This is a genomic window from Streptomyces sp. R28, assembly GCF_041052385.1.
GTDB lineage: Bacteria > Actinomycetota > Actinomycetes > Streptomycetales > Streptomycetaceae > Streptomyces.
On the sequence record NZ_CP163439.1, the window covers coordinates 1,807,234 to 1,832,094 of the forward strand.

Here is a 24,861-nt window from a genome sequence, read left to right on the forward strand (position 1 = left end):
CCCCCGTCTCATGTGCGCCGTTCGATGTGGACGTGCAGGCCGTCCGTGTCGCCGTGGTTGTCCTGGTGGGCCTTTACGGCCTTGGCCGATGTGCCGCAGGCGTGGCATTTCACGAGGTGCGCCTTGTAGGCGAATTCACTGTCGGGGTCAGTGACTTCACCCCAGGGGTGGCCGCATTCGGGGCAGGCGTCCGCCTCAACCTCCAGCAGCGCCATGGCCCAGGCCCGGTCCTCGTCCAGCCACAGCGGTTCCCCGTCGGCGACGACCCGCCCCATAAACACGCTGCGCGGCACACCCCAGGCTCGGGCCGCTTCTAGCTCTCGTCGCCAAGGGCCGCCAGCAGTGCGGAGGCGGCCAACGAGAAAGGGACGATGTCCGAGGCGTTGTGCACGTCCCAGGCCGCGTCAAAGAGTTTCTTGATCTCGCCCTCGTTGATGACCTCGAACAGCTCGACGGCCTGATCTTCCGTCATCACCGGATCCACGCACGAAGCGGCGATCAGGGCGCGCGGGAACGTCTCCGAGTCGAAGGCCTGACTGTCGTCCTTCGCCGGATGCGCGGCCATCAGATCCGAGTAGGACTTGTCGCCGACATATCGCAACTTGAACGGGACCTCGGCCGCGCGGGCCTGCTCGCGCAGCGCCTTCATCTGCTCGGCGAGGGCCCGGCCCGGGTGTACGTCGGTGAGGTCCTGCGGCTCCCAGTCCGACGACACCCGCGACAGTTCGTCCTGCAGCCGGTCCAGCTCGCCCGCGACATCTCCCGCGATGCACACCATGACGGTGCGCTCGCGGGGCTTCGCCTTCGCGAGGATGTCCTCGATACTGCTGGCCATCAGGCGTCTCCTTGCTTCAGCTTCTCGCGGAGGACGTCGCCGATCTCCAGCAGCGCTTGCGCTACCGCAATGGTGGCGGTGGCCTGCACCTTGGCCGCGTTGGCCATGACGATGTCGGTGGGAACGCGGCCGTTCGGCAGTCCGTTGAGTTCGGCTGCGGCCTGATCAAGGGCCTTCTCGGCGAGCTGCCGGTAGCTGGGTACGCCCGCCATCAGGCCACCGTGGCGGCGGTCGCGGGCGGAGCGGTGACCTTCATCGGCGAGATGAACTTCATGACCTCATTGGCCGCCGGGCTGACGTTCTGGGGCTCGCCGCAGGTGATGGGGTACACCTCGCACTTCTGGGAGGCCGCCCAGGCGGTTGCGTAGTCGACACCGCGGCGCACCACCAGGTAACCGGACACCCCGTACTTGAGGGTGGTGTACGGGAGGTCTTCGCCGCCGGTGGTGCCGCGCTTGAACGTCACCTCGGTGTCGTAGCCGACGCGGCCGACGGTCTTGGTGTCGAACGTCGAGGCGAGGCTGGACGTGTCGACATCCGCCGTGGACGGGTCGATCTTCAGGCCGTCCGGGGTGACGCGGGCGGTGAAGTCCGATCCCGCGTTCAGTTCGGTCGTGGTCGGCGCGTTGATGTTGGCGATGCTGCTCGCCCACACAACCTTGGTCTTTCCGTCGTTGATCAGGTCAGACATGGACCCTCCTCAGGGCATGAAAAAAGCCCCGGACGACGGGGCGAACAGGACGGGATGGGCGTCAGATGACGAGACTGGCGACGGTGACGCTGGTCGTCGACGAGTAGGTGATCGCGGCGGTCTGACCGTCGGCGGCCGAAGCGAACAGGTCGGAGGTGATCGGACCGATCATCTTGTCGCCCGTCGTCGCGGGCACCGTCACGACGAGGTCCGCGACACCCTGGCCACGGATCTTGCCCGTGGCGGTGATCGTGACCGTCATCGACGAGCCGTTCGTGTTCTTGACGTGCAGGAACGACCGCTCGCCACACGTCACCGTGGTCGAGGCGGCAGCAGCCGAATACGTGGGGGTCAGGCCGCTCAGGGCGACGACCTGCTGCGCGAGAAGCGCCATGAGAGGACTCCTGTCAGGCGGGGATGGACTTGATCCGGTACTGCACCGGCACGAACCAGGAGGGCGGGTTGGTGTCGTCGTCACGCTGCGCCGGAGGCCCGCCCAAATCCTCCGGCCGCCATGCTGAGCGGCCCTCCACCGACAGAGGGCCGCTCAGTGCCTGCCGCACCTTGTCCGCCACCCACAGGCAACGCTCCAGAGAGCCGCCCACGCAGGTCACTTGGAAGGTGGCCATGAAGTCGGTGCGCTGGTCCGCCAGCGATTCCCGGACCGCCTCCCCGGGCTCCGGGTACAGCACGCAGTACTTGTCCGGCGGCACCCAGCCCGATGACGCGGGGACCCCGCCGAGATAGACGGCGAGGGCAGGGATGGTCTCCAGCGCCGCCTGCACCGCATCGACGTGCGGCAGAACCGTGGGAGTAGTCACCAGATCACCACCAGGCCAAACCGCGGGCGACGATGATCGCCATCTGAGCCTCGAACCGCGGCTCCTCAACGTCCAGCGCCCGGCCGCCGTCTCGGTGCGGCGGATTCTTCACCGAGCCGTACTCCAAGATGTTGCCGAGCGCGCCCTGCGGGCCGCCCTTGTCCGGGCCGATCGTCGCCATGATGATGTCCGGCCCGTAGGCGGCGATGTCGAAGCCGATGGTGCGCGGGTAGTGCGGAGCGTGCCGCCCGGACGAGGCACGGGCGTTGGCTCGCCAGTCCCGCTTGATGTTCATCGCACCCCGCACCGTCACCGCCCGCGCATCCCTGCGCGCACGCGGAACTGCACGAGCCAGATGGCGTTCCAGGCGACGCACATCGGACATGTCGAAACGAGCACTCACGACCGGTCCTCCGTCCTGATCCGCCACGCCGTCGCCTGATCAGAGAACGCCGCACCCGTCACCCACAGGACCAGGCCGACCATGCGCGCATCCGGCGACGCCGTCACCTCAACCCGCATCCCCGGAAGCACGCGCGTGCCACCCGGCAACGACGTGGCCCACGGCAGCTGCACCTCGTACTCACGCAGCACCAACTCGCGCTCGCCGGCCTCGGCCTCCTCCCCCGTCGACTGAGCGATCGCCTTCACCCTGGCCTTGCCCGCATACAGCGTCGTCTGGACGCCCGGCACGGTGTTACCCGTCGTCCGGTCGAAGGAGTCCGCCCCCTGCGAGTACAGGCGGACCGTGTCCCGCATCCGCGCCTCGGCCGCCCGACGACCCGCGGCGAGCACGGTGTCCAGCTGGCTCACCGCAGCCCCACCGTGCCGATGCGGCGCCGGAAGTCACCCAGCATGGACTTGTGGGCCTCTGACAGGGCACCAAGCCCGAGCGACTCCGCGGCGAGCGTGCGACTGTAGTCGTCGATCGCCTCCTGCCTGAGCATCCCCGGATTCGACACCGTCGACGACGCCAGATCCAGGCACACCGCCCGCACCTCGTCCGGAATCTCATCCCAACCGTGCGTATACGTCACCTGCACAATGCCCGGATCCGGATACGACGACGTGCCCGGCAGACAATGCCAGCCACCCGTCCGCAGCAGCCGATCCCCGGACAACACCCAGTCGTTGAGGACCAGCGCATTGACCTTCACCTCGGCCACCGAGACGACCGGCCGCTGCGGCAGCACCAACTCGGCGCAGTCAAGGACCCGTAGCTGCGCCACATCGTCCGTGACGCGGGTGATGGTCTGCCGCGTCCACCGGCGGATCACAGCCGATGCAGACGCCAGCGCCAACTCGGCCGCAGCCGCATCGACCGGCGCCTGCATCATCGCGGCCAGTTCAGCCGCCGTAGCGAACGGAGGAAGAGCCACGGCGACCTCCCCTCATCAGCGCAGTCGGGCGTCGTCGTCGAGCTTCTGCCGGACTTCCCGCCCGTGGCCGGCGTCCGTCTCCGGAGTCGGCTTGCCTTCGACGACGCCGGCCACCGAATAGTGCTCGTTCGGCGTGGGGTCAACCTCGACGCCGAAGAAGCCCTGCTCCTGCGCCTTGTCGGTGGCCCGCTGAACCGCCTTGGCCACCTCGTCACCCTCGGGAACGGGCTGATTCTGCGGCTCTTCGGCCGGCTTGTTGGGTCGCGTTGCAGCCATGGGTCTGCTCCTCAGTTCCGGGAAATGGTGATGCGGAGAAGGCCACCGGGGTCGGCAATGCCTGTGCCGACATGGACGGATCGCCACTGCAGGGTGTCCCCGGCCGCGAGGACCAGGTTGGCCGCGGTGCCGGACAGAGTGATGGCCCGCTCGTTGTTCGCCGTGGCGTTGACGCCGTTGGTGAGCGCCAGCGAGGCGACGGTGGTCGTACCCGAGCCTGCCGCGCCCTTGTTAACGAGGCTCACCGTGCGGCTGTTGGTGTCGGCGCCGGTGATGGCCGCCTCCGGGACGTACTCCACGGAGGTAACCGTGCAGTCGAACGGGGCCTGCGCAACGACCGTGTCGTCGTCGTTGCCGGCCGTGGACACGGCGGGTACATCGGCCTCGATGACCCGCACGTAGGGGGCGGTGTCAGGCATGTCTGTCTCCTTCGTGGGGTTCGGGTCAGGCGCCGACGGTCTTCAGCACGCCGACGGGGTAGCGGGACGCCTCGGTCGGCTGCTCGTTGTTGATGCGGTTCGAGACCTGCCAGCCCACGCGGAAGGTCAGGCGCACGGCGGTCATATCCTGCTGGGCCAGGTTGTAGATGATCGCCCCGGTGTTGTCCTGGATGACGGCCTGGTCGAGGATCTTCATCGTGATGTCCGAGCGGACACCGATGACGAACTCGTCCCAGTCGCCGCCGAACAGCCGGACGCCATCGACGCCGACTCCACCCGCGAGGGGGAAAAGTCCCTTCATGGCGTACTCGATCGGGTAGCCGTCCAGGGTGCGCATGTCACCGGGGACGCGGTTCTCGTCGAGCTTGCGGCCCTGCGTGTCACGCGCCCGGCGCAGCTTGCTCTTGGCCGACGTCGCAGCCACCCAGCCGTTGATCTCGAAGCCGTCGGCCTCGACCTTCTCGTAGACGTTGTCGATGTCGCCGAAGAAGCCACCGTTCGCTGCGGTGGAACCCTCGTTGACGCTGTTCCCCGCGGCTGTTGCGGCCGACAGGATGTTCGTCGGGAAGCTCGACGGCGCGTTCGTGCCGAAGAAGATCGTGGAGTCGAGCAGGCGACCAAACGCCTCCCGCACGAGCGGCTCCGCCTCGTCCCACAGGTCAGCGTCCGTGTCGGCGAGGACGTTGTCGGGGAACGGGACGATCGTCGCCATCTCCTCGACGTTCAGGAACTTGTTCGCCCAGTTGACCTCGGTGGTCTGCTTCAGACCCGTGTCGCCGCTCACCCAGTACGCGACCGGCAGAGCCGACAGGATCGGCAGGCGCAGCTGGCCGCGCGCCACCGGGATCCGCTTGAACATCTTCAGCGCCGCCGAGTCCTCGACGGCCTTGCCGAGCATCTCCTTGGAGACCTCTTCGGGGATGAGAGCCGCGGCATCGGTGCGGCTCGTCAGGTTGTTGTAGGCCACGGCTTCTGCCTGCCTTTCGTGAGAATGGCCGGCCGGATCAAGCCGGGCCGGACGGTGTTAGCTCGCGCCCGCCTGCTGGCGGATGAGCTCGTTCATGGACTGAGGCTTCGCCGCGGTGGTGCGGGCGCCGCCATCGAAGGAGGGCGGCGCGGCCTCCTTGCCGAGGTGGGGCTTGCGCTTCAGCAGGTCGGCGAGGGCCTTCTCAATGCCCTTGCTGTCGATGTCGCCTTCGTCGTCGACGAAGTCGGCCACGTTCAGGAAGGCCGCGGCGTCGGAAGGGTCTGCGAACGTGCCGGCTGCGAGTGCTCGCACTTCGGCACGGGCGGTACGTTCCACCATTGCGGCGGCACGCTGCTCGGCCTTGCTGAGCCGGTCGTTGGCCTTCTGCAGTTCGGACTTGTCTCGGTCGTCGATCTCCTGGAGTCGTGCAGCGTGCTCCCGGCTCGCCTTCTCGGCAGCCTTGGCGCGCTGCTTCCACTCGTTCAACGCCTTCTCGCCGGCGGGACCCAAGGGGGCGTCTCCGGCCGGGGTGCTCGGCTCAGGCGGTTGCCCGGCGGGCTCGCCGCCTTCCGGCGCGGTCGGTTCGGTTGCTGATTCGGACATGCGGAACTCCCGTTGCGGGATAAGGCCGCGCATTGCGCGCGGTCAGGTCAGATAGCCGAAGCGCCGCAACATGGCGATCGCCTCGTCGCGGCTCTCGGCAAGCTCAAAGATCTCTTCAGGCATGAGCCGGGGTGACGTCAGCCGGTACTGGCGGCCGATGTTGGCGGGCACGCGCCCCCGGGCTATGTCCCGGGCCCGCTCCTGCCGGTAGAAGTGGCCCCGCGTCGTCGTGCCCTCACGCGTGGCCCGCAGTGTCCGGCCATAGGTGGTCGAGGTGTACATGCCGCGGCGCGCATTCACGACCTGCCCGATGTCGGCGCCCTCCCGGATCGCCCGCGCACCCGCGGCCGTGAAGATGCGGTCCTGCTCAGCGCGCGAGAGATTGCCGAAGTACGACTGGGGGTCGATGTAGCCGCGGTACTGGCGGCGGGCGATCAGCGTCGTCGGCAGGTGCACACAGTCGCACTTGGGATGCCGCTGGAAGCCGGTGTTCCAGCCGTACTCTTTGCCTGCCAGGACGATGCAGCGAGCGCAGGCGGGCGGGTTGACCACCCTCACGTAGCCCTGGATGGTCCTCTTCCCGGCCATCGACGCGCCGACCGCCCCGCGGCCAGCCTGGGTCACCTCCGACGACGACAGCGTCAGGGCTTGCCGCAGGCCGCGCATCAGGGCGTCTTGCGTGTCGAGCCCGCCGCCTATCGCCTGCTTCGTTGTGATCACCGACAGGTACAGCAGCGAGTCCAGCGCACGACCGTCCGCGGCGAAGCCGGCGAACGCCGACGGTCGAACCGCTCCAGCACGCTCCGGGTCGCCGCCCTCCACGTCGGCCACCTCATCGACGTAGTCATCCGCAAGGCCAGCTGACGCCAACTGGCCGGCCGCCACGACCTGCGCCATCCGTCGGCCGATCCCGGCCTTCCAGGAGCCGGTCAGGTCGCTTACGTCGAGGAGCCGCCAGAGCTCCTGGATCTGGTTGGCGGTCAGGCGGGTGATGCGCTGCTGGCGACGGTAGTGGCGCAGCGCGAGCCGCCGGGCCGTCGCCACGGCCTACTCCTCGGCGTCCGCGACGGCTGGCTCGACCGTGGCCGTCGGCTTCGGCCCGTACTCGGCTGCAACATCCCCGGCGAGCGCCCGGTCCAGGGCGTCCTCGCTGAGCTTGCGCCACCGCTCGATCTCCTGCGGCGTCGCGCCCCAGCGCTCCCACAGCACTTCGCGAGGCACTCCGAGGGTGCTCATCTTCACCAGTGCGTCGACGAGTTCACCCTCGGTCCGCCACTCCGGCGACTTCCACACGATGCGCGCCTGCGAGGAGGCGAACCCGGCAAGCCGCATCGTGCGCTCCAAGCCCTCCTCCAGGAACCTGCGCCGCTGGTAGATCTTGTGAATGAGGCCCGCCTCGGCTGCTTTCAACGCCTCCGCGCTGAGGTTGACCATCGAGCCGAGCAGATAATGCGGCGGGGTAGATGTGATCGCGGCGATGTCGTGGACATCAGCTTCTTTAGCCTTCAAGTACCCGCTGAGGTCGGCGGCGGCGAACTGGCCAAAGCGGGCTCCATCTTCCTCCGCCATCAGGATCTTGTTCACGGCGACATCGAACGGCTCCACATCCTGGCCGTTCGCGTCGACGGGGATCTCCATCCCGGTGACCCACTTCTGCGGGAACGCCGCGAACTCCTGCGTCATCATCCGGTCCGCGATCGTCTTGTTGATCCGGTCCTGGATGCCTGTCACCGACCGCAGCTCCGAGGCGCCCGGCTTCAGCATCCGAGGCCGGTTCGCAAGCTCACCGAACGGCACCTCGCCCAGGACGTTCTTGCCGCCCCACTCCTCGCCCGCCACCTCGCGGCGCACCCACTGCGGCTTCTTCGTGTCGCCGTACTTCGGCTCGGGTGCCTCGAATTTGTAGATGCGGTCCGGGAGATACACGGTGCAGCAGAGTTTGGACGTCCAGTCGTCCACCCACAGCTTCAGCGCCGCCGCCATCTCGCCGGGCTCGCCCGGCTTGCCCTCCGTGATGACCTGCGTCGGATGCTCCGGAGTGATCCGGAAGCCGAGCCGCTTGTCCGGCGAGACCAGCATGTAGGCGTTCCCGCGGATCGCCGCCTCCAGAAAAGCCAGCGACGAGCCGCCGTCCAGGTTGTTGTCCTGCCACAGCGCCCACGCCGCCTGATCAGCATCCCCCGTGGCGTCAACGTCCGACTGGAACCCCGCCACCTCCAGGCGTCCCACGAGCGCGTCGACGACGAGCTCCATGTAGTTCGCCCGCGACATCTGCAACAGCCGCCGGAACGGGGCCCGCGCCTTCTCGTGCAGATGCGGAAGCGGGTGCTCGCACTCGTAGTAGTCATCGAAGACCTTCGTCTCCTCGGACCGCTTGCTCAACTTCTCGTACAGGCGGTCACGCCACCACTCAGGGGACTGGACTGCAGGCTGAGGCATCCGGCCCCCTCTCGGTCAGAATCCGCGCGCCCGGCGCTTCTTGGTGCGGGCCTCGCCCGCCGCAATGGCGTCGCATGCAGCCTCGTGAGCGAGGACCGAGACCACGGCAAGGTCGATCTTCTGAATGTGCGTCGCCTTGCGCAGGACGTAACGCTTGGCCGGCCGGGCCGCCTTGCGGGCGTTCCGGACATGGATGGACGTGGTCTCGCATCCGTCGTGCCGAAACGACGTGTCCTTCTTCGTGACGTCCGTCAGCAGTTGCTCGCAGGCCGCATGCATCTGTGCCACGCGATACGTCTGCCATTCGGTGACGCGTTTCTCGCCGTGCCGCGCCTGCCAGGCCGCCATCTCACTGGTCCAGTACGGCGGGTCGCCGTACATGCGGACCACGTTGAAGCGACCCATGAGTTCGTCCACAGCCGCGTCGACCTCAAGGCGCGGCACCTGGCCGCCCCACTCCTCCGGGTCCCAGATGCACGGCCGGTTGTCAGGGCCATAGGTTGGGGTGAATTGATAGCCCTCCAAGGTCTCTGCGCGGATGCCGGTCCAGTCGTCGACGTCGGAACCGTCGAAGCCCAGGACGAGGGCCGTACCGTCCGGCACGTCCTCCAGGGCGATGCGGGCGTCCCAGCGATCTTGCTGTAGCCAGGTGCCCATGCCGGCGGTGATTCTGTTGCCGTAGAAGCGTTCCGCCTCTGCCGGCTCCTTCTCCATCAGCTCGGAGGCCTCGCCCTCGATGGAGTCGAGGTCGATGTGACGGCTGCCCTGATAGACCGAGGCGTGGATCTTTCGCCGTTCGGGCTTCTTGGTGTAGTCCAGATCCTTGGGCGGCAGTCGGTGGTAGCGGTAGACGTCCTTGACCTTGGTCTCTGCCGTCTTCTGGGCGACCGAGTTCTCCGTGGGGTCCCACGCGTTCGTCTGTTCCAGCGACCGCCCCGACATGCCCGCCAGGCCGCGGCGCTGTGTCGTGGCAACCTTCGTCATGCCGTTGCCGTCGGTCCAGATGCCGGTCTCATCCTGCGGCGCGAACGTGATCGGGTTGCCCAGCCGGGACTGAGCCGATGACGTGACGACGTCGATCCGCCCGTCGTTCGGAAGGCGGATGAACTGTTCGCCCACCCGCATGATCTCGGAGAGCGGCCCGTTACGAATCATCTCCTGAAGCGGCCGGTAGGTGTTGTCGGTCTGGTCCTCGGACGTCGCCGTGATCTGAATGAGCGGCTTGTTCCAAGGACGACCCATCGGCTCGCCCGGCTCGTACTCGTACACCCATCCGCAGCCACACCGGTGATCCGAGCAGCGGTACCGTTCCCCGCCGATGGCCCAACCGGCAAAGAGAACCGGCCCGACGGCCTCGGCAGCAACGATCGACGCCGCCCACGGACCCTTGCCGGACTTCTGCGGAGCCACGGCCTGCGCCCGACGGTAGTGGAACGCAGTCGCCAACTGGCCAGGCTGCGCGGTCGGCTTGATCCGGTAGAAGTTCGCCGTGATCCGAAGTTGCCAGTCGTACATCTCGAACGACTGCGGCTCGGGGTCTAGGCCACCCACCGACTGCAACTTGCAGTGCCGGGTGACCCAGTCCGGAACGACGTACAGCGTTGGGAAGTCGAGCGGCCAGGTACCGTCGTCAGCCGCTACCACCAGGCACCGCCCTCAACCGGGCCCGAGCCGAGGTCGGCGCAACGACCGCAGCCCCACCGGGTCCAGTCGACGCCTCCCCTTCTTCGCTCGGCCGGTCGATACGCCACCGGTTACTACGCATCCCCGGCGTCGTCAGCCCCAGCGAGTCAGCGATCTGCCGCACCAGTGTCGACAAGACGACAGCCGAGTCCGGCTTCTCCGCCTCAGCCAGCCGGCGGACGTAAAGGGCCACCTCGAACTCCTGGCCGTAGCGCTCCCACATCAAAGCCTGCGGCATCCGCCACAGACGCTCCCACAGCACAACCTCGCGGATGCTCTGCTCCTCGAACGGCCAGTCAGGCGTTGCGCCCTCACGGCCCTCAGCAGGAAGAATCGTCCACTCACCGGCGTCCCGTTCGCGCTTCAATGCGTTCGGATCCGGCGGCGGTCCGCTCCTGGTTCGTGCTCCACCCTTCGGCATAGCGTCTCCTCACAGCGTCATTGCGACGCGGATGACGGCCGGGCGTTGCGCTCAGCCGGTCAGGAGCAACGGCTCCCCACCGCCCCGATTGCCCTTCGCGCTATTGCAGCCGAGGTGGGCGAGGCGGACGTTTTCCGGGGCGTGTGCACCGCCCAGCGACAGCGGCACCACGTGGTCGAGGCTCGGACTCATCGAATCTGGCCACGGGCAGTTCGGGTCGATGTCAATTCCGCAGAGGTGGCAACGCCACTTGTCGCGTGCGGCGATCTCGGTGAGAAGCACCGGGTCACCGCTCGACGTCGCCTTCTTTAGGGCTCGTCGACGGTGGTAACGGTCGCGCCGTGCATCCGACCACGGTGGCGGCTTCTGTCTACCGTCAGCGCGAGACTCGCGGTTATAGAGCAGCTTGCCGTGCTTCTCGGAACAACAGCGTTGGTCGGAGCGGTGCGGCTGGAACTCCCCGCTGCACTCGGGAAGGGCGCAGTGGCGCAACGGAATGGGCTCGGCAAGCCTCTGGCCGTAGGCGATCTCGGCGCAGCGCTTCGAGCAGTACTTCGCGGTCTTGCGGCGCTGTGAAATGTCGGTGCCGCAGCTGACGCATACGCGGTGCACCTCGTGGATCTGCTTCGCTGCGCGGCGAGCCTTTGCTCGCTGATTGGCGTGCCTGCTGTGGCACTCCCGGTCGCAATAGCGGACATGCGGCGGCAGATGCTCTATTTCCGCGCCGCAACGCTTGCACCAGCGGAAGATCCTCAGGAAATCGTTGGGGTGACTCTGGACGAAGTGCATGCACCGTTTGCTGCACCAGACCCACCGCCATGACGGCAGAGGGGACACGCAGCCTCGGCAGGTCCGGTCGGTCATTCGCCTTGTCTCCAGACATGACGAAGCCCCCGATGTCTGGAGTCATCGGGGGCTTCTAGTCCTCGGGAGCTACCCTCGGGCTGCTTGCGGTGTGTGATTGACGATCAAGAGCAGAGATGATCTTGAAAGGTCTGAACCCTCCCGACCAGGCGGCCGTCTCCCCGGCGGTCCCTGTCGTTTCATGATCGCGGGGCATACCCCTGGGTATGATCAAGACTTCCGTCACGGAATGTGACGTCTGCGCCCCGTAGCCGCGTCCCAGCGCGATCACCGCCAGACGTAGACCGCGTCCCCGTCCTCGTGCCGGTGCTCGTGCTCGGGGGTGCCGGGCGGCAGGTCCGGGTCGGCAGCCGGCTCGGTGCAGGTGACGTGGGCGAGCATGGGCAGGTAGTGCGGGGCACCACACAGAGGTGCCTCCTCCTCGACCTTCGTCGGCTCCTCGGTCGCCTCTGCCTGCTCCTCGTCGGCCTTCGACTTGGCCTTCGTGGTCATCGGTTGAACCCTCCTGGCTGCTCGATGGCAGTCGACTTGGAATGGCACGAGTGACAGACGCCGCGCCCTCGCTTGGGATCGTCTGGGTCGAGGCCTTGTGCGATGAGCTCACGCCGGCTGAGCGGCCAGTGGTCTGCGTGCACTGAGCGTTGGCCGCACGGTGATCCGTGGCCGTGGTCCTCGTCGGTGCACACGCACTGCGGGTTGCGGGCCAGGACCGCGGGACGGAAGCGGGTCTCGTGCTGCTTGCCGTAGCCGCGTTGTCGTGCGCTGCCTCGCCGCTGCTCTGCCTCGCGGCGGTGGTCGTCGCATCGGCCGCCAGCCTGGGTGTAGGTCGGGCACCCGGGTACGGTGCACACCCGGTATCCCCCGCGTCTGGGCATGGCCGCCTCCGCTCGGTACGGTGTTCGGCCTTGGGGGTGGTGAGCGTGCAGGGGAATGTGGCTGCCGGTGTGCTGGTGGCGGCGATGTGTGGGCTGGTGTTCGGCTGGGCGTATGGTCAGCCGCTGTTGGTGGTGCCATCGGCCGTGGCGCTGATCGTCGTGTTCGTGGGCTACGGCCGGCACATGCGCGTCGACCGGGATCACGGGCGGGATCGTCCGTGGCGTCGGCCTAGGTGATGCCGAGGTAGCCGGACATGCGGACGATGTTCTCGGATCCGGGTGGGTCGACGCTGACGTAGACCCGGTAGTCGCCGGGGGTCAGGGTGACCGCGCCTCCGTCGGGTCCGATGAGGAGCCGGGCGGTGGTGCCGTTGACCCACTCGCCGGTCTTCCAGTCCTCTGCCGTCGGGTTGTCGCGGTTGTGGACGGGGAGGATGGCCAGCTTCGGCGGCGTGCCGGTGATGTCGACTCCGGCGGGTGGGGTGACGTCGGCGTGCACGTGCTCGGTGGTGGTGGCGGGGAGTTCCATGTCCGCCTCCTCAGTACGGGGCACCGACAGGCCAGGGTGGGCTGCTGGGTTCGCTCACTGTCCATCGGCTGTACGGCGCGCCGACGGTGACGTCGATGTCCTCGTCGGCGCCGGCTGTGGCGAGCGGCCTTGCGGTGTCGGTCTCTACGGCCGACCCGAGGGCGGCGCTCTTGGCGCCTGCCAGTGGCTGCGCTTCCTCGCCGGATCCAGCTGGGCCGAGGGTTCGGCTCTTCGTGCCAGCGATGGCCTGCACGGTCTCGGTTTCCAGCGTGATGCCGAGCGTGGCTGCCTTCGTGCCGGTCAGGGGCTGTGCCGCCTCGTTGGCCGATGCGGGGCTGAGCGTGGCCGTCTTGGTGCCTGTCAGCGACTGTGCCGTCTCGGTTTCACCTGCGGTGCCGAGGGTGGCGCCAGCGGTCACATCTGCTGCAGTGAAGTCATCGAAGCGGATCAAGCTGGTCGATTCACTTCGGAGGCCGACGCTGGTGCCCGTCGCGACGCCGGTATCCGTGACGCTGATCCGCTCGATACCGTTGACGAACGCCTTGATCGTTGAGCCGACGGCCTGGACCTTCGCGACGTCCCCCGGTGAGGCTGCGGCAGCATAGGTGCCGATGACGCTGAAGGAACCTCCGACGACCGAGAAAAGGTCCCAGGTGCTGCCGTCGTTGCGCCACAGGTAGCCGTTGCTGATGGTGCTGTTCCCGCGGCACCACACGCCTTGACTCGCCGCCGTCGTCGCAGCGATCGTGACCTGCGCGGAGTGATCGCTGCTGTCCATCGCTGCGGCGGCGCGCAGGATGATGGTTCCGCCGCTCGATCCGGGCGAGAGCTGGTTGGAGACGATCGACCAGTCGCCGGAGACCTCGACCCAGCCAGCACCGAGGTCTGAGGTGTTGGCGCGGTTGAAGTCGTCCGTGAAGGCGGCCACTAGGCAGCCGAGCTGACCCGCGCGAAGTCAGCGATCGTCAGGGTGAAGTTGTTGCCGTCCGGGGTGAGGGTCAGGTCGTGGAGGGTGATCGGCACGATGGTGGAGTCGGTTCCGGTGGTGGTGTCCGGGTCGAAGCAGATCAGCAGTTTCGAGATCGGGTTACCGGAGGCCGCTGTCCATGTCTGGTCGGCGATGTCCAGGGCGAGTCGATCGTTGGTGTCGTCGACGGTGACGGTGCACGCGGTGACCGTCTTCCTGCCCATGGTCGTCTGTTCGTTGGTGGTGCCGGATAGGAACGCGGCGAGGTCGTCCTTGTCGCGCAGGACGGAGTCGGCTTCCAGGCCCGCGGTTTCGATGGGGACCAGGATGAGTGCGGCGTTCCCGGTGCCGACCTGTTCGGCGTATCGCTTGAGGTATCCGAGCGCGGCGTTCAGTACGAGGTTGGCCACGGCGGACTCCAATCGAGTGGGCGCCGCGTGGCGCGTGTCGGGGTCCCGCCGCCTGTGGCTGGGGCGCGTGCAGGCGGCGGGACGTCGGGGCCGCCGCCGAGTGGCCCCGAGACTAGGCGGCGCGGTGCGCGCGGTCGCGGGTGTCCGCTTCGGCTTTGAGGACGTCGATGGCGCGGAAGCGGGGTCGTCCTCGCCCGGGGTTGACGGGCTGGAGTTTGCCGCGGCACTTCCATTGGCGGATGACGCTGGGGTCGACTCCGGCCGCCTCAGCGGCTTCTGCGACGGTCCAGGTTTTGCGGGTGAGGTCTCCGTCCAGGTCGACCATGGGCGGTTCCTCCCTTGGGTATGCCGAAGGCCCCGCGCCGTGTGGCTGCGGGGCCTTGTGTGGGCATAGTGGTCCGTGCAGAAATGTGACACAGAATGACGATCACGGTCAAGCTGCTTGACGAATTGTGACCGCGCCTGCGAGCTCTCGGGTGTGCTGCTCGTACTCGGAGCGGCTGAGGAGGAGTTCGCACTCGGGGTTGCGGCAGGCGATGTACGTCTCGCCGTTACTGTGGGACAGCGTCTTGAGGTGACAGCGGGGGCACGAGGCGGTCATCTGTACGCGCGGGTTGTCGCGGTGGGTGAATAGCTGCGCGGACCTGTGCCAACTGGCGGCTTGGCCGCCCGGGTTGGCGTTGCCTGCGGTGTGGGGTTCGCTCGCGGCGGGGTGGTTTTGCATGGCCCAGTCCCAGTGTGTGAACAGGCTGTTGGCGATGCGGCGGATGTGGTCGGCCTCGCGGGGTGCGGTGCTGCGGGCCGGGAGCCGGTCGGGGTGCCAGATGCGGCGCTGGATGAGGATGTCGGCCTGAAGTTCTGCCATTTCGCCGACTATGCGGTCGACGAGGAGCCGGGAGGCTTGTCCGGGCCAGGTGGCTACGGTGACGCGGCCGATCGTGCCGACGTTTTTGGCGGGGGTGCCTTCGAGGGCTTCGAGGAGTACGGCGTCGAGGAGTTCGGGGAGTTCTTCGAGCTGGTGCAGGCCGCGTTCGACGCAGTCGCCGCATTGGACGGGCTGGCCCCAGGACGGGGTGAGGTGGTGTTCGGTGCCGTCGGTTTCACGGAGGGCCTCGGATCGGCGCCAGGCGTTGTTGCAGGGGCCGGGGCAGGGGTGGGGCGTTTGGTCGTGCACGGCGGCTCCTCGGTGCGGCGGGGCTGCTGGTGACTCTGCGTTAAGTGTGCACCAAGGGGTTGACAACGCCGGGCAGCACGAAGGCCCCGACCGAGGGCCGGGGCCAGGGCGGTGCGCGGTGGTTCAGGCGGCCTTGAGCTGTCGCTGCTCTGCCCCCGTGCACTCGTTGGCGTGGTGGATGGCCCACGTGGTGGCCTTCTGCTGGTAGTGGTCGAGGTCTTCGACGTCGGGGACGGTGTAGATGACGTTGTGGCCGTGGGGGCACCGTGCGGCGGCCAGCAGAGCGACGGTCACGGCGGTGTTGGTGCCGTCGTAGGCGGCGGTGCTGTCGGGGATCGGGATGCGCATCGGGGTCAGCCTCGCTTCGGGTAGGTGTGGCCGGCGGGCGGGTAGGCGCCCTCGGCTGCGGCGGCTTTGTCGTTCATGAGGCCTTCCATGACGACGTCTTCGAAGTGGGCGGCGAGCCCGTTGGCGGACGCGCGGCCGAATGCGAAGTCGGCGGCGTCGAGGAGGGCTCGGGTTCGGCGGTCGTCGTCACGCGGGTTTTCGCGGCGGACACTCATGATCAGATTCCCTTCGCGTTCGCGGTTTGGGCGGCGTGGCCGAATGCGAGCAGGACGGGTGCGGGGCTGTTCTGGCTGGCATTCCAGCTGGGGATCGTCTCCGCGCCGGGGTCGAAGTGCTGCTGGATGACGTCGAGGAGGAGTACGCAGGCGTCGTCCGCTTCACGGCGGGTGGCGGCTTCGAGGCGGATGGCGCGGATGGGGCAGATGGCGCCGGACTCGTCGAAGAGGTTGTCTCGGCACCAGCCGTCGGCCTCGATCCGGAGGCGGGCCCGATGAAGGACGTCGGCGATCGGGGTGTTGTAGAGGGTGGGTGTCGCGGTGGGGGTGAGCGGCACGACCTCGGCGGTGTCGGTGACGGGGTCGGCGCTGGCGATGTGGGCCGTGTTGACCGCGAACGCGACGGCGGCCTCGTCGAGGCGGGCGTCCATCTCGACGCCGAGTAGCGCGAGTCGGGTTTCGAGGTCGAGTGCGGGGGTGGGCCGCGAGCTTGCCGCGATGAGCGTGTGCGTGGTCATCGCTTGGCCTTGCCGTCGCCGCGGCACTCCGGGCAGTCGACCTTGCGCTGGACGCCGCCGAAGGCGGTCCAGTTGGCGCCCTTGCCGGAGCAGTGCCAGCACAGGCCGCGGGCACGGGCTTCACTCGGCGAGAGGGTGCCGTTCTGCGCCTCCCACTGCTGGTCGGTCATTGGCATGATGGTGATCTCCTGGTTCGGTCTGATTCGGGCTGGGAGGGATGGGGCGCCCCTGATTGCTGGCAGGCGGGAAGGGGCGCCCCGGCTGAGTTAGCCGCGCTGGCGGCGATGTCGTCGTGCGTGGCCCCGGCATCGAGGGCCCGCTTCATGGCCTCCATCGGAATGCGCGGGTCGGTGAGGCAGTCCGACCCTCCGTGGGTGATCACCTCGCGGGCGGCTTCCTGTACGGCCTGCTGTCGGTCCATGTCGCGTCCTTCCTGTGGATTGGTTTCGGGCGGGTCTAGAACCAGCTGTGTCGGCGCCTGGGCTTGGGTTCGCCGCCGCGGCCCTGCCGGGTGTGGGGGTCGCTGCTGTCCTTGACCCGCTTCTCCAGCCCGCGGATCTCGGATTCGTCGAGGGGGCCGCGGTAGTCGTTGGAGCCGAGCGGTGCACCAACCTGCGGGGCCGGGTCAGCGATGTTGCGGACGCCGCGCGGCGGGGCGTCGTAGACCGGGCCGTAGTTCTGGCACAGCTGGACGGCATCCATGGACCCCGAGGCGGGGGTATTGGTGAACGGGCGGCGGTAGTCGAACACGTACTCGCTGTACAGCTCGGGGTCCTCGTAGGGGGCGATGTTCTGGGCGACCTTCATGACGACGTAGTAGGGCCGTCCGAGCTCGACCTCGCGGGCGAACTTCTTCGCCTGGTGGGGCTGCCAAGTACGGGGCATGAGTGGGTCTCCTCTTCGGTTGCTTTGCACTGGTTTGGGCGGTTTGGTAGATGGTCAACACCCGGTCGATGTCGTCTTTGCGGTGGTATGCGGCCCGGTCGAGGATGTGACTGCCTGGCCGACCGACCGGATCGCCGCATAGCCCGACCGGGCGACATACCGGGGCGTATCGGGTCAAGACCAGGCGCCGACCGGGTCTCGACCGGGTGTTTTGCCCTACTTGCGGAGGGCCTCGGTGAGCTGCTCCCGGGTGTAGCCGTTCGGGTTCGCCATGCCATCGAGAGGGCCGAGCTTGCGTGTGGTGCCCGCGTTCGCTTCCCGCAGCTGCGTCTGCAGGTTGGCGGGGGTCAGATCGCGGTAGCGCAGCCCATGGTGGAGTTGAAGAAGTTCCACCAGGCGCTGGGTGCGGATACGGTCGACACCGTCGTGGTCCATGACCATGAGGCAGTCGGAGAGCAGCATCTTGTGCGCAGCGGCAGCCTGGTCGGCCTTGCCGTACTCGGCGGCGAACCCGGTCAGGGTGCCGGTGTCGATGCGCAGCTGACGGCCTCGCAGGCAGATCTCCCGGAACTCGGGGATCGTCATGAAGTCCGTCTTCAGCGTCACGTGCCCCTCCTCGCCGCCCTGGTCCAGAACAACGACACCCTTCTGCGAATCGAGCAGCATGTGCGGTGCCGCGCCCGCGGCGACGGCGTCGTCACCGAGGACCATCCTGGAGCTGGAAGCGCCCTTGACGCGGAAGCAGGCGCGCTTGCGGCACACCTCCCGCAGCAGCGTCGGCACGCTGGTGGCGTCCGGGCGTTGGGTGATGAACAGGCCCATGCCGCCCACGTACCGGCTGACCCGCACGAACCGGGCCATCGTCTCAACGAGGACGTCCTTGCCGCTGCGCCCCCGGTCCTTGCTGTCCGGATCGTCATCCGGCTTGATCTTCATCATGGCGGCGGCGTCCAGGAGCTCCTGCAGCTCGTCCACGACCAACAGCGTCAGGCCGCGCTTCCACTCCTTCGCCAGCTCAGGCGTGAGCTTGCCCTCGGGGCAGCGCTCCGGGTGCTCCTCAGAGAGCTCCTCCAGGCGCTGACCGATCTTCTGCATGTCGGCGATCAGTCCGTTGAGCAGGTCCAGGAAGGCAAGGATCTTCTCGGGGGTATTGCCGGCGACGTAGGAGTGGGCGAACTGCTTGGTGCCGACCCAGTCGGGTCCGGCCTTGCCTGTGGCGACGTGGACGGTCATGTGCGGGTCGAGTGCGGCGGGGGCGGTCACGAGGCGGGCCAGGAAGCTCTTGCCGTAGTCGGGCAGCCCCCCCAGGAGGATGGAGCACCACACCAGTTCCAGGACGTGCCGGGCACCACGGGCGTCGGTGCCCAGCGGCACGCCGTATTGCCAGAAGTCCAGGCGGTCCGCGGTGAGCAGCGGGGAAGGCACCGGCTTGGAGCCGTAGGGGTTGGCCTCGTTGGCGACCCACAGGACGAAGCGCCCTTCGTGGCCTTCCTCGGACGCGTCGGCATGCATCTCGATCTGGGACTTCTTCACCCGCAGCGCCGAGGCCAGTTCCTCCGCGCGCGAGATGGCGGTCGACGCTTTCATGCCGCCGGGCAGCTCGATTGTGGCCGTCCATCCGGGGCCAGCGGGCCGGATGATGCCGACGAGGCGTGTCTCGTCGCGCTGAGCGTCGTTGATGATGCTGGCCTTGACCAGGGCGGAGACGAGGTCGGCCTCGCCGCGGATCTCAGTCTCGCCCCGCGGCACCGAGGCAGTCGTGTCGCCGATCGGGTCGGGCTCTGCGCCGCCGGAACGGTCGCGGCCGTGGAAGGCGCCGAGCCCCCAGGCGCTGAGTCCAGCGATGAGGTCGATCCACAGGCTGCCAGTGACTGCGCCGAAGCTGACTCCCCCGGCTACCGCCCCAGCCACGCCAGCGCTCTTCGTTGCGAAAGCTTTGCGGTGCTGCTTGTAGTCGGCGCGGTAGCCATCGGCGAGCCGCTTCAGGTGGGCTTCTTGGTTGACGTCGCCGGCCGCATCGCGCACTGCCCGGTCTGCTGAGGCGATCAGCTGGGGATAGTGGTTGTGGTAGCGGTCGAGCCAGCGGCGACCGAGCTGCCGGTAGCCGCGGAGGGTGTGCGGCAGCAGCGTCAGGTTGGCCACGCGGTTGGTGCGGTCGGCGATCGTGCGGGCCGACTCGATCCACGTCGGACGATCCGTCTCAATCGGAGCCTTGAAGGCGGTCGGTCCGGGGGTGTCCTTGACGAGCATCAGCGGCGGACGCTCATCGCTCAGCGGGGTGGCCATCTGACGCTCCTAGTGGTGGTGGCCGTTGACGGCGGCGTGATTGCGGGCGGTGTCGGCTGCGGCGACCTTCGCCGCGGTGTGGAAGCGGGGGGTGTCGCCCTTCTTCCGGACGGGCGGAACGGGCTTTGTGCGGGCCCCCTTGGGTGCGTCCTTCTGGCTCCCCCCAGGCACCCTCTTGGAGGTCGGGGGGACTTGGGTCGCCACCTGCGAAGATCCAGACAGGGAGAGCAGCGCTGAGGGCGCGGGGTGAAGGCGTTCCAGCAGGCGCCCGCGTGCACTTATCGGAGCCCCGTTCGCTTCGTCCATCGCGGCCGCCAGCGACTGCCGGGAGGCAAGCTGCTGCGCGTGCAGCGCCGGCGTCATGCAGGGGCTGCTGGTGCCGTAGAAGATCTCCCAGGCGGACGCGAACGCGTCCTCGAACTGGAGGGTCCCGAACGGCGCGGCGGACACCAGCCGGCGGGCCAGCTTCACGACGTCCTTGTGGTCCCGGTACCGCTTCCCTTCATGCTTCTTGCGGGCCTTCTCATCGGCCTGCTTCTTCGAGTCGACCGTGGACGCGGTCAGCGTGAGCACCCACTGCCGGACTTCGAAGAACAACGGGCCAAGCATCGTCACCGCGGCAAGTCCCCAGCCGACTGCGGCAGCATCGGCTGCGCTGAGACCGTGGCTTTCAAGGCTGAGCCCGTAGCCAAGGTTGATGCGGGCGGCGTACCCGGCCGCCGACATCGCTAGGCCGCGCATCAGCCACCGCACCCAGGCGGGAAGCTTCCGCTCATCGGCGTAGGCGACGCCAGCGTTCATCACCCAGGCGGCGCCTTCGAGGGCGAACGGGATCGGCAGCAGCATCAGGCTGATCCCGGCGAAGTGCATGATCTGCGCGGGCAGTGACGCCGCGGCCGAGGCGAGCACCAGGGCGAGGGTGCCCTTGCGGTAGACGTTGCCGGGGGTGAGGGTCTTCTCCCGGCGTGCGGCGCGAGCCTGGCGGCGGGCCGCCTTGTCGCGGCGCTCCTGTGCCTTTTCGTCGCGTCGTTCCTTCTTGGACTCTCGGCGCTCGTCGCGGCGCAGCTGAGCCTGGAACGCCTGGGTCTTCCGGCGCTCCTCGGCCTCCGCTGCATTGTCGCGGCGGCGCTCTTCTCGCCAGCTGCTCACGATGACCGGTGTCCTTTCAGGTCTCTAGCGGCGGTGGTTGTGGCGGAACCCGAAGGGCCCCGGGAGATCGACTGAAGTGGTGCGGCGCCCGGTCGACGAGATCGTGTGGCGCGGGCCCTTGCCGCCGCCCAACGTGATCGACCAGCTGCGCCGGTTGATGTTGAGTCGGACGCCGGGCAGGATCCGGAAGCTCTTACGGAACGTGATCGGCATCAGGCACCGCCCGACCAGTCGACGGAGCCCTTGCCGTTGCGGCGCTCGTAGTCGGCCCAGAACGCGGCGTCGCGCTCGCTGCTGGCCCGGCGGGCGTTCCGCCAGCCCTCGTCCAAGTTGGCGCGGATCCGCTCGTGCCGCTCACGGTCCTTGCGGGCGGCACGGGACTCGCGCGGTGCGGGGGTGCTGGTGGCGCCAGCGGTGTCGGACTTCGGGTACTTCGGGGTCAACCAGCCCATGACGGGCTCCTCTCAGAGTTAGGCGGTGGCGGTCTTGGGGGCGGGCCGGTGCTTCAGCCACGCCACGACCGCAGCCAGCAGGAGCACAGGCCCCGGGATCGCGGCGATGACGGCACCCAGGCCGGTGAACGTGAGCTCGACCGGCGCGGCAGCCGACGGCCACAGACCGCAAACCAGCAGATAGAGGGCGAGCAACGCCCAGGCGATGACACGGAGCATGACGACCTCTTCGACGGTCGGAGATGGATGGCTGGTGGTGCTGGTCGTGCACGGGGCCGCCCCGCCGGGGGATGGAGTGCGGGGCGACCTCGTGCCCGGCCAGGACCGGGGTGCCGTGGCGGCGGGGAGGGGGCCACCGCCACGGCAGTTAGCGGACGGTCACTCGCCTTCCGCATCGGCGTGCCAGTCGCCGCCGGCCGTCGCGTTCAGGTGGCTGATCAGCGCCCCCCGCGCCGTCTCCTTATCCGGCGCTGTCACTGTGCGGATCTGAGTCCGCTGCGGCCCGCTGCTGGGGTAGTCGTCGTTGTCGGATGCGTAGAACTTCCACTTGCCCATGTGCTTCTCCTTGCTCGATGGGATGGGATTGGCGGTGCGTGCCCCGGCCTGCGGTGAGGCGGCGGCCCGGATTCGGCCTGGCGGGGGCTGGTGCCGGGCGCGGGACGGGGGATTCCCGCGCCACGGCGGTCTCAGGCGGCGGCCGGGTAGTTGAACCCGAGGAGCTCGGCCAGCAGCTCCGGGTCGGCGCCCTTACGGATCTCCCGCATCCGGTCCAAGTCGCCGACCCCCGCGGGCCCTTGCGTACTCGCCGAACAGATCAGTGATGGACAGCACGGCCGCCTCGGCGACAGTCGTGTTGGCGCGGGCCCTACGACCGAGCTCAGTGACGGCGTAGTCGGCGGAAAACAGGAACGGAGACACAGCGGATCCAATCGAGTCAGGAACGGTGGGTTGAGGGTCAGACAGTCGGGCGGGGCACAGCGCGGCACTTCTCCGCGTGCTGCTGCGCGCGGCCGTGGATCTCACGCGGGAACCAGGTGTGCTCGCGATGGCCGCATCCGGCACAGCGAGAGGAGGCCTCGACTTGGCCCTCGCTGACCTCGACGGCGAGGTCGTGGTTGCCGGTGATCTCAGCGGCCCTGGTCAGGAAGCGGTGAGTGACACCGTCGGACCACACGGTCTGAGCGGACTGGACGGAAGCGGACATGGCTGATCTCCTCGGTTGGTCATGCCGGGACGGGATGGGGTGGTGCGAGGAACTGCACCGCGGCGCGGGACGGGGGGGTGTCGACCGCGCCGCGGCGGATCAGGGGTTAGCGGGTCGGGTGCTCGCTGCGGTCGTTGACCTCGCGCAGCCGACGCAGCATCCGCTCGTAGTCGGCGGCGCTCACGGCGGTCACCACTTCCGCACGGCCAGCGCCCGGCGGCGAGCCGCAGTGTCACGCGGCAGCGGCGGCAGATCCGGCGTGCCGTAAGGGTGCGGGCCACGAGGACGCTGCGGCAGCTCGTCCTTCGTCTTGCCGTGGTCGTCAGCCATCACGACACCCCGATCAAGTCGAGGCGACCAGCCTTGGCGAGCGTGGCGCGGGCGCCGGCCATCAACTCCTCGGCGAACCCCCACGCCCGGACATCCAGCGCGGGCAGATCCACACCAGACGCGGCCTTCGCCGCCAGCTCGGCAGCGCGGACAGCAGCCGTCTCGTGCACGGTCAGCGCCTCGGCCACCGCCAGACTCACGACGGTCACCTCAGTGCCGTTCACGGTCGCGGACTCGCCGACCGCCAGACGAGCCAGACGGTGCTCAATGCTTCGTTGCTCAGCCAGCACCGGGGAGAACGCGGCCTCCAGACGGTGCAGCGCAGCCTCGGCGGCCGGCGAAAGCGGGGACGTGGGGGTGGTTGCGGTGGTCATGCCGCCTCCTCGGGCGAGAGGTCGAGCAGCTCCTGCACGGCGCTGCTCGGGATCCGGATCGCTCCCCCACGTCGGGTTTCGCCCTCGACGCGGGGCTGCCCGTACTGGATCGACGGCAGATATCCGCTGGCAGCCCAGCGATAGACCGTCGGCTTGGAAACTCGCAGCAGCGTTGCGGCCTCCGCCACGGTGAGCAGCTTCTGAGCCGCAGGCAGCATCGGGTTCTCCAATCCAGGAGTAGGGGTTGGTTGGAACACTTCGACTGTGACACGTCTCTTGAGAGGTTGCAACCTTCTCGCCCGGTCGCGACGGTCTCGTATGCTCCGCGCCGCCCAATGACGTGGGCTTATGGTTGGAAAAATCGATGGAGGACTCAGGAGAAGTCACCCACTAGAGGAGCGCGAGTGACAGACGCACGCTGGACCGGCGCGTCAATGCCGTACATCGAGAGCAACCAAGGCGATGTCTGGGGAAAAGAGGCGGACGAACAGGGCCGAACGGGGACCCAGCGAATCCTCGACGCGGGCAAGCAGTCGGCACCCCGAGACGTTGCCGAAGCTCTCGGCCTCGAACCCGGTACGCCTGTCGTTGCGCGAGCGCGCCTGATCCTCCTCGACGGAAAGCCCGTCGAAGTGGCGCACTCCTACTGGCCCGCCTTCATCGCAGACGACACGCCGCTCGCCCACACCGGAAAGATCCGGGGAGGCGCCGTAACCCTCCTCGCCGAACTCGGCTACCAGCCAGGGACCGTGAGCGAGGACGTACAGACCAGGCCCCCCACGAAGGAGGAAGCGGAAGCCCTGCAACTCACCGACAACAGCGAGTGGATATTGGCGCTCACGCGCACCATCGCATCGCCCGACGGGCACCCCTACGAGGTGTCAGTCATGGTCAGCCCCGGCCGCATTGGACGGCTCCACTACTCAATGAAGGTCGACTGACATGGCAGACGAACCCAAGGACAAGCCCATCTGGCCAGTGCAGGACCAGATCGCCGCCTACCTACGAGACGGAATTCTGAACGGCGACTTCCCGCCCGACAAACCCCTACCCTCAAGCAGAAGGATCACCGAGAAGTTCGGCGCTGCCGCGCAGACCATCAAGAACGCGATGGAGATCCTGGAGCGCGAAGGGCTCGTCTACACCCGCAGGGGTGCCGGCATCTACGCCCGCCCCCACCGACAGCGCACGATGACGCCCGCCGAGTACAAGAATCCGCCGACGGATGGCGGCAAGTACCAGTGGATCACCGCAGCCGAGCGGAAGGGCTTCGCAGGCCGCTCGGAGCTTCTAGACGTCGAAGAAGTCGTGCCGCCGTACCTCGTTCGCGAAGCCTTCGGGCTGGGCGAGGAGGACACGGCCATCCTGAGGCGACAGGTTCTGTATCTGGACGACGAACCTTGCGAGTTGGTCGAGGTCTATTTCCCGCTCGACCTGGCCGGGGGGACACCGATCGCCGAACGTCGACGCATCAAGGGCGGGGCGGGGCGCGTCCTCGCAGAGGCAGGGCTTCCAACCCTGCGATGCGTGGACAAGGTGGCCGCCCGCTGGCCGACCCCGCAGCAGCAGAAGGCCTTGAAGATGCCCACGAAGTTGCCCGTGCTGCGCCAGTTCCGCGTGACGTACAGCGTGGACGACCGCCCGATTCAGGCGCAAGTCATGACCAAGGCGGGCCATCTCTACGAGCTGGAGTACGAGTTCTGATATGCCCGCCCACCAGCCCGAC

General features: G+C 68.1%; 42 protein-coding genes. 3 read left to right on the top strand and 39 right to left on the bottom strand.

What is annotated here, in order from left to right:
- Positions 1–8 precede the first annotated feature (8 nt).
- From AB5J49_RS07865 to AB5J49_RS07955, 19 genes are all read right to left on the bottom strand, one after another.
- Positions 9–275, bottom strand: coding sequence for a hypothetical protein (locus tag AB5J49_RS07865; protein ID WP_369175076.1), 267 nt, complete (start codon positions 273–275; stop codon positions 9–11).
- A 38-nt stretch (positions 276–313) separates the two neighbouring features.
- Positions 314–835, bottom strand: coding sequence for a hypothetical protein (locus tag AB5J49_RS07870; RefSeq protein WP_369167769.1), 522 nt, complete (start codon positions 833–835; stop codon positions 314–316).
- Positions 835–1,047, bottom strand: a complete 213-nt coding sequence (locus AB5J49_RS07875) for a hypothetical protein (protein ID WP_369167771.1) — start codon at positions 1,045–1,047, stop codon at positions 835–837. Before AB5J49_RS07875 ends, AB5J49_RS07870 begins: the two co-directional genes overlap by 1 nt.
- Positions 1,047–1,526, bottom strand: coding sequence for a hypothetical protein (locus AB5J49_RS07880; protein WP_369167772.1), 480 nt, complete (start codon positions 1,524–1,526; stop codon positions 1,047–1,049). Before AB5J49_RS07880 ends, AB5J49_RS07875 begins: the two co-directional genes overlap by 1 nt.
- A gap of 61 nt (positions 1,527–1,587) precedes the next feature.
- Positions 1,588–1,920, bottom strand: coding sequence for a hypothetical protein (locus AB5J49_RS07885; RefSeq protein ID WP_369167773.1), 333 nt, complete (start codon positions 1,918–1,920; stop codon positions 1,588–1,590).
- Between the two features lie 13 nt (positions 1,921–1,933).
- Positions 1,934–2,347 carry a hypothetical protein gene (locus tag AB5J49_RS07890; protein ID WP_369167774.1) on the bottom strand — a complete coding sequence of 138 codons (414 nt, stop codon included), beginning with the start codon at positions 2,345–2,347 and terminating at the stop codon, positions 1,934–1,936.
- A gap of 4 nt (positions 2,348–2,351) precedes the next feature.
- Positions 2,352–2,750 (bottom strand): hypothetical protein, encoded by a 399-nt coding sequence (locus tag AB5J49_RS07895; RefSeq protein ID WP_369167776.1) that lies wholly within the window; start codon positions 2,748–2,750, stop codon positions 2,352–2,354.
- The gene (locus AB5J49_RS07900) at positions 2,747–3,160 is read right to left on the bottom strand and encodes a DUF6093 family protein (protein ID WP_369167777.1); all 414 of its coding nucleotides are present in this window, start codon (positions 3,158–3,160) and stop codon (positions 2,747–2,749) included. Before AB5J49_RS07900 ends, AB5J49_RS07895 begins: the two co-directional genes overlap by 4 nt.
- The gene (locus tag AB5J49_RS07905; protein ID WP_369167778.1) at positions 3,157–3,726 is read right to left on the bottom strand and encodes a hypothetical protein; all 570 of its coding nucleotides are present in this window, start codon (positions 3,724–3,726) and stop codon (positions 3,157–3,159) included. Before AB5J49_RS07905 ends, AB5J49_RS07900 begins: the two co-directional genes overlap by 4 nt.
- A 15-nt stretch (positions 3,727–3,741) precedes the next feature.
- Positions 3,742–4,002 (bottom strand): hypothetical protein, encoded by a 261-nt coding sequence (locus AB5J49_RS07910; protein ID WP_369167779.1) that lies wholly within the window; start codon positions 4,000–4,002, stop codon positions 3,742–3,744.
- An 11-nt stretch (positions 4,003–4,013) separates the two neighbouring features.
- Positions 4,014–4,421, bottom strand: a complete 408-nt coding sequence (locus AB5J49_RS07915) for a hypothetical protein (protein WP_369167780.1) — start codon at positions 4,419–4,421, stop codon at positions 4,014–4,016.
- Between the two features lie 25 nt (positions 4,422–4,446).
- Positions 4,447–5,409, bottom strand: coding sequence for a phage major capsid protein (locus tag AB5J49_RS07920; protein WP_369167782.1), 963 nt, complete (start codon positions 5,407–5,409; stop codon positions 4,447–4,449).
- 57 nt (positions 5,410–5,466) lie between these two features.
- A complete protein-coding gene (locus AB5J49_RS07925) occupies positions 5,467–6,045 on the bottom strand; it encodes a hypothetical protein (protein WP_369167783.1) in 579 nt (192 codons plus the stop codon).
- A gap of 9 nt (positions 6,046–6,054) precedes the next feature.
- On the bottom strand, positions 6,055–7,056 hold the full coding sequence (locus AB5J49_RS07930) for a hypothetical protein (RefSeq protein ID WP_369167784.1): 1,002 nt from the start codon (positions 7,054–7,056) through the stop codon (positions 6,055–6,057).
- Between the two features lie 3 nt (positions 7,057–7,059).
- The gene (locus AB5J49_RS07935; protein WP_369167785.1) at positions 7,060–8,451 is read right to left on the bottom strand and encodes a phage portal protein; all 1,392 of its coding nucleotides are present in this window, start codon (positions 8,449–8,451) and stop codon (positions 7,060–7,062) included.
- Positions 8,452–8,466: 15 nt separating this feature from the next.
- Positions 8,467–10,095: a hypothetical protein gene (locus tag AB5J49_RS07940; RefSeq protein ID WP_369167786.1), complete on the bottom strand. Its 1,629-nt coding sequence runs from the start codon at positions 10,093–10,095 to the stop codon at positions 8,467–8,469.
- A complete protein-coding gene (locus AB5J49_RS07945) occupies positions 10,082–10,555 on the bottom strand; it encodes a hypothetical protein (RefSeq protein ID WP_369167788.1) in 474 nt (157 codons plus the stop codon). Before AB5J49_RS07945 ends, AB5J49_RS07940 begins: the two co-directional genes overlap by 14 nt.
- Positions 10,556–10,606: 51 nt before the next feature.
- Positions 10,607–11,344, bottom strand: coding sequence for an HNH endonuclease (locus AB5J49_RS07950; RefSeq protein ID WP_369167789.1), 738 nt, complete (start codon positions 11,342–11,344; stop codon positions 10,607–10,609).
- 342 nt (positions 11,345–11,686) lie between these two features.
- Positions 11,687–11,911, bottom strand: a complete 225-nt coding sequence (locus tag AB5J49_RS07955) for a hypothetical protein (RefSeq protein WP_369167790.1) — start codon at positions 11,909–11,911, stop codon at positions 11,687–11,689.
- Between the two features lie 413 nt (positions 11,912–12,324).
- Here AB5J49_RS07955 and AB5J49_RS07960 point away from each other — a divergent pair, with 413 nt between their 5' ends.
- Positions 12,325–12,531, top strand: coding sequence for a hypothetical protein (locus AB5J49_RS07960; RefSeq protein WP_369167791.1), 207 nt, complete (start codon positions 12,325–12,327; stop codon positions 12,529–12,531).
- Here the strand turns inward: AB5J49_RS07960 and AB5J49_RS07965 are convergent.
- From AB5J49_RS07965 to AB5J49_RS08060, 20 genes are all read right to left on the bottom strand, one after another.
- Positions 12,524–12,823, bottom strand: coding sequence for a hypothetical protein (locus AB5J49_RS07965; protein WP_369167793.1), 300 nt, complete (start codon positions 12,821–12,823; stop codon positions 12,524–12,526). The genes AB5J49_RS07960 and AB5J49_RS07965 overlap by 8 nt on opposite strands.
- Positions 12,824–12,833: 10 nt before the next feature.
- The gene (locus tag AB5J49_RS07970; RefSeq protein ID WP_369167794.1) at positions 12,834–13,751 is read right to left on the bottom strand and encodes a hypothetical protein; all 918 of its coding nucleotides are present in this window, start codon (positions 13,749–13,751) and stop codon (positions 12,834–12,836) included.
- A complete protein-coding gene (locus AB5J49_RS07975) occupies positions 13,751–14,200 on the bottom strand; it encodes a hypothetical protein (RefSeq protein WP_369167795.1) in 450 nt (149 codons plus the stop codon). Before AB5J49_RS07975 ends, AB5J49_RS07970 begins: the two co-directional genes overlap by 1 nt.
- A gap of 112 nt (positions 14,201–14,312) precedes the next feature.
- A complete protein-coding gene (locus tag AB5J49_RS07980) occupies positions 14,313–14,525 on the bottom strand; it encodes a MerR family transcriptional regulator (RefSeq protein ID WP_369167796.1) in 213 nt (70 codons plus the stop codon).
- A 108-nt stretch (positions 14,526–14,633) separates the two neighbouring features.
- Positions 14,634–15,374, bottom strand: a complete 741-nt coding sequence (locus AB5J49_RS07985) for a hypothetical protein (protein WP_369167797.1) — start codon at positions 15,372–15,374, stop codon at positions 14,634–14,636.
- Between the two features lie 123 nt (positions 15,375–15,497).
- Positions 15,498–15,722, bottom strand: coding sequence for a hypothetical protein (locus tag AB5J49_RS07990; RefSeq protein ID WP_369167798.1), 225 nt, complete (start codon positions 15,720–15,722; stop codon positions 15,498–15,500).
- Positions 15,723–15,727: 5 nt separating this feature from the next.
- On the bottom strand, positions 15,728–15,937 hold the full coding sequence (locus AB5J49_RS07995; RefSeq protein ID WP_369167799.1) for a hypothetical protein: 210 nt from the start codon (positions 15,935–15,937) through the stop codon (positions 15,728–15,730).
- Positions 15,938–15,939: 2 nt separating this feature from the next.
- The gene (locus tag AB5J49_RS08000) at positions 15,940–16,455 is read right to left on the bottom strand and encodes a hypothetical protein (protein ID WP_369167800.1); all 516 of its coding nucleotides are present in this window, start codon (positions 16,453–16,455) and stop codon (positions 15,940–15,942) included.
- Positions 16,452–16,625, bottom strand: coding sequence for a hypothetical protein (locus tag AB5J49_RS08005; protein WP_369167801.1), 174 nt, complete (start codon positions 16,623–16,625; stop codon positions 16,452–16,454). The genes AB5J49_RS08000 and AB5J49_RS08005 overlap by 4 nt, the downstream gene beginning before the upstream one ends.
- A 286-nt stretch (positions 16,626–16,911) precedes the next feature.
- Positions 16,912–17,340 (bottom strand): hypothetical protein, encoded by a 429-nt coding sequence (locus AB5J49_RS08010; protein ID WP_369167802.1) that lies wholly within the window; start codon positions 17,338–17,340, stop codon positions 16,912–16,914.
- A gap of 216 nt (positions 17,341–17,556) precedes the next feature.
- The gene (locus AB5J49_RS08015) at positions 17,557–19,626 is read right to left on the bottom strand and encodes a hypothetical protein (RefSeq protein WP_369167803.1); all 2,070 of its coding nucleotides are present in this window, start codon (positions 19,624–19,626) and stop codon (positions 17,557–17,559) included.
- Between the two features lie 9 nt (positions 19,627–19,635).
- Entirely contained in the window at positions 19,636–20,775 is a 1,140-nt protein-coding gene (locus AB5J49_RS08020; RefSeq protein WP_369167805.1) for a hypothetical protein, read from the bottom strand.
- Positions 20,776–20,799: 24 nt separating this feature from the next.
- On the bottom strand, positions 20,800–20,988 hold the full coding sequence (locus tag AB5J49_RS08025; protein ID WP_369167806.1) for a DUF4236 domain-containing protein: 189 nt from the start codon (positions 20,986–20,988) through the stop codon (positions 20,800–20,802).
- Positions 20,988–21,227 (bottom strand): hypothetical protein, encoded by a 240-nt coding sequence (locus tag AB5J49_RS08030; RefSeq protein WP_369167807.1) that lies wholly within the window; start codon positions 21,225–21,227, stop codon positions 20,988–20,990. The genes AB5J49_RS08025 and AB5J49_RS08030 overlap by 1 nt, the downstream gene beginning before the upstream one ends.
- A gap of 18 nt (positions 21,228–21,245) precedes the next feature.
- The gene (locus AB5J49_RS08035) at positions 21,246–21,446 is read right to left on the bottom strand and encodes a hypothetical protein (protein ID WP_369167808.1); all 201 of its coding nucleotides are present in this window, start codon (positions 21,444–21,446) and stop codon (positions 21,246–21,248) included.
- Positions 21,447–21,605: 159 nt separating this feature from the next.
- The gene (locus AB5J49_RS08040) at positions 21,606–21,782 is read right to left on the bottom strand and encodes a hypothetical protein (protein ID WP_369167809.1); all 177 of its coding nucleotides are present in this window, start codon (positions 21,780–21,782) and stop codon (positions 21,606–21,608) included.
- A 400-nt stretch (positions 21,783–22,182) separates the two neighbouring features.
- Positions 22,183–22,431 (bottom strand): hypothetical protein, encoded by a 249-nt coding sequence (locus AB5J49_RS08045; protein WP_369167811.1) that lies wholly within the window; start codon positions 22,429–22,431, stop codon positions 22,183–22,185.
- 189 nt (positions 22,432–22,620) lie between these two features.
- Positions 22,621–22,761, bottom strand: coding sequence for a hypothetical protein (locus AB5J49_RS08050; protein ID WP_369167812.1), 141 nt, complete (start codon positions 22,759–22,761; stop codon positions 22,621–22,623).
- A complete protein-coding gene (locus tag AB5J49_RS08055; protein WP_369167813.1) occupies positions 22,761–23,135 on the bottom strand; it encodes a hypothetical protein in 375 nt (124 codons plus the stop codon). Before AB5J49_RS08055 ends, AB5J49_RS08050 begins: the two co-directional genes overlap by 1 nt.
- Complete coding sequence (locus AB5J49_RS08060; RefSeq protein WP_369167815.1) at positions 23,132–23,353, bottom strand: helix-turn-helix domain-containing protein; 222 nt, start codon at positions 23,351–23,353, stop codon at positions 23,132–23,134. Before AB5J49_RS08060 ends, AB5J49_RS08055 begins: the two co-directional genes overlap by 4 nt.
- Before the next feature lie 186 nt (positions 23,354–23,539).
- On the opposite strand from AB5J49_RS08060, the gene AB5J49_RS08065 reads away from it, so the two are divergent.
- Together AB5J49_RS08065 and AB5J49_RS08070 are read left to right on the top strand one after the other, a co-directional pair.
- The gene (locus AB5J49_RS08065) at positions 23,540–24,076 is read left to right on the top strand and encodes a GntR family transcriptional regulator (RefSeq protein ID WP_369167816.1); all 537 of its coding nucleotides are present in this window, start codon (positions 23,540–23,542) and stop codon (positions 24,074–24,076) included.
- 1 nt (position 24,077) lies between these two features.
- A complete protein-coding gene (locus AB5J49_RS08070) occupies positions 24,078–24,839 on the top strand; it encodes a GntR family transcriptional regulator (protein ID WP_369167817.1) in 762 nt (253 codons plus the stop codon).
- Positions 24,840–24,861: the final 22 nt, after the last annotated feature.

Coding starts and splice junctions, on each gene's coding strand:
- AB5J49_RS08050 (WP_369167812.1), bottom strand. CDS start 22,761: ATGGCTGACGACCACGGCAAGACGAAGGACGAGCTGCCGCAGCGTCCT.
- AB5J49_RS08030 (WP_369167807.1), bottom strand. CDS start 21,227: ATGGGCTGGTTGACCCCGAAGTACCCGAAGTCCGACACCGCTGGCGCC.
- AB5J49_RS07885 (WP_369167773.1), bottom strand. CDS start 1,920: ATGGCGCTTCTCGCGCAGCAGGTCGTCGCCCTGAGCGGCCTGACCCCC.
- AB5J49_RS07870 (WP_369167769.1), bottom strand. CDS start 835: ATGGCCAGCAGTATCGAGGACATCCTCGCGAAGGCGAAGCCCCGCGAG.
- AB5J49_RS07990 (WP_369167798.1), bottom strand. CDS start 15,722: ATGCGCATCCCGATCCCCGACAGCACCGCCGCCTACGACGGCACCAAC.
- AB5J49_RS07935 (WP_369167785.1), bottom strand. CDS start 8,451: ATGCCTCAGCCTGCAGTCCAGTCCCCTGAGTGGTGGCGTGACCGCCTG.
- AB5J49_RS07955 (WP_369167790.1), bottom strand. CDS start 11,911: ATGACCACGAAGGCCAAGTCGAAGGCCGACGAGGAGCAGGCAGAGGCG.
- AB5J49_RS07880 (WP_369167772.1), bottom strand. CDS start 1,526: ATGTCTGACCTGATCAACGACGGAAAGACCAAGGTTGTGTGGGCGAGC.
- AB5J49_RS08055 (WP_369167813.1), bottom strand. CDS start 23,135: ATGACCACCGCAACCACCCCCACGTCCCCGCTTTCGCCGGCCGCCGAG.
- AB5J49_RS08060 (WP_369167815.1), bottom strand. CDS start 23,353: ATGCTGCCTGCGGCTCAGAAGCTGCTCACCGTGGCGGAGGCCGCAACG.
- AB5J49_RS08070 (WP_369167817.1), top strand. CDS start 24,078: ATGGCAGACGAACCCAAGGACAAGCCCATCTGGCCAGTGCAGGACCAG.
- AB5J49_RS07980 (WP_369167796.1), bottom strand. CDS start 14,525: ATGGTCGACCTGGACGGAGACCTCACCCGCAAAACCTGGACCGTCGCA.
- AB5J49_RS08010 (WP_369167802.1), bottom strand. CDS start 17,340: ATGCCCCGTACTTGGCAGCCCCACCAGGCGAAGAAGTTCGCCCGCGAG.
- AB5J49_RS07925 (WP_369167783.1), bottom strand. CDS start 6,045: ATGCGCGGCCTTATCCCGCAACGGGAGTTCCGCATGTCCGAATCAGCA.
- AB5J49_RS07965 (WP_369167793.1), bottom strand. CDS start 12,823: ATGGAACTCCCCGCCACCACCACCGAGCACGTGCACGCCGACGTCACC.
- AB5J49_RS08045 (WP_369167811.1), bottom strand. CDS start 22,431: ATGTCCGCTTCCGTCCAGTCCGCTCAGACCGTGTGGTCCGACGGTGTC.
- AB5J49_RS07865 (WP_369175076.1), bottom strand. CDS start 275: ATGGGGCGGGTCGTCGCCGACGGGGAACCGCTGTGGCTGGACGAGGAC.
- AB5J49_RS08035 (WP_369167808.1), bottom strand. CDS start 21,446: ATGCTCCGTGTCATCGCCTGGGCGTTGCTCGCCCTCTATCTGCTGGTT.
- AB5J49_RS07950 (WP_369167789.1), bottom strand. CDS start 11,344: ATGCACTTCGTCCAGAGTCACCCCAACGATTTCCTGAGGATCTTCCGC.
- AB5J49_RS07995 (WP_369167799.1), bottom strand. CDS start 15,937: ATGAGTGTCCGCCGCGAAAACCCGCGTGACGACGACCGCCGAACCCGA.
- AB5J49_RS08015 (WP_369167803.1), bottom strand. CDS start 19,626: ATGGCCACCCCGCTGAGCGATGAGCGTCCGCCGCTGATGCTCGTCAAG.
- AB5J49_RS08040 (WP_369167809.1), bottom strand. CDS start 21,782: ATGGGCAAGTGGAAGTTCTACGCATCCGACAACGACGACTACCCCAGC.
- AB5J49_RS08025 (WP_369167806.1), bottom strand. CDS start 20,988: ATGCCGATCACGTTCCGTAAGAGCTTCCGGATCCTGCCCGGCGTCCGA.
- AB5J49_RS07915 (WP_369167780.1), bottom strand. CDS start 4,421: ATGCCTGACACCGCCCCCTACGTGCGGGTCATCGAGGCCGATGTACCC.
- AB5J49_RS08005 (WP_369167801.1), bottom strand. CDS start 16,625: ATGACCGACCAGCAGTGGGAGGCGCAGAACGGCACCCTCTCGCCGAGT.
- AB5J49_RS07945 (WP_369167788.1), bottom strand. CDS start 10,555: ATGCCGAAGGGTGGAGCACGAACCAGGAGCGGACCGCCGCCGGATCCG.
- AB5J49_RS07910 (WP_369167779.1), bottom strand. CDS start 4,002: ATGGCTGCAACGCGACCCAACAAGCCGGCCGAAGAGCCGCAGAATCAG.
- AB5J49_RS07875 (WP_369167771.1), bottom strand. CDS start 1,047: ATGGCGGGCGTACCCAGCTACCGGCAGCTCGCCGAGAAGGCCCTTGAT.
- AB5J49_RS08000 (WP_369167800.1), bottom strand. CDS start 16,455: ATGACCACGCACACGCTCATCGCGGCAAGCTCGCGGCCCACCCCCGCA.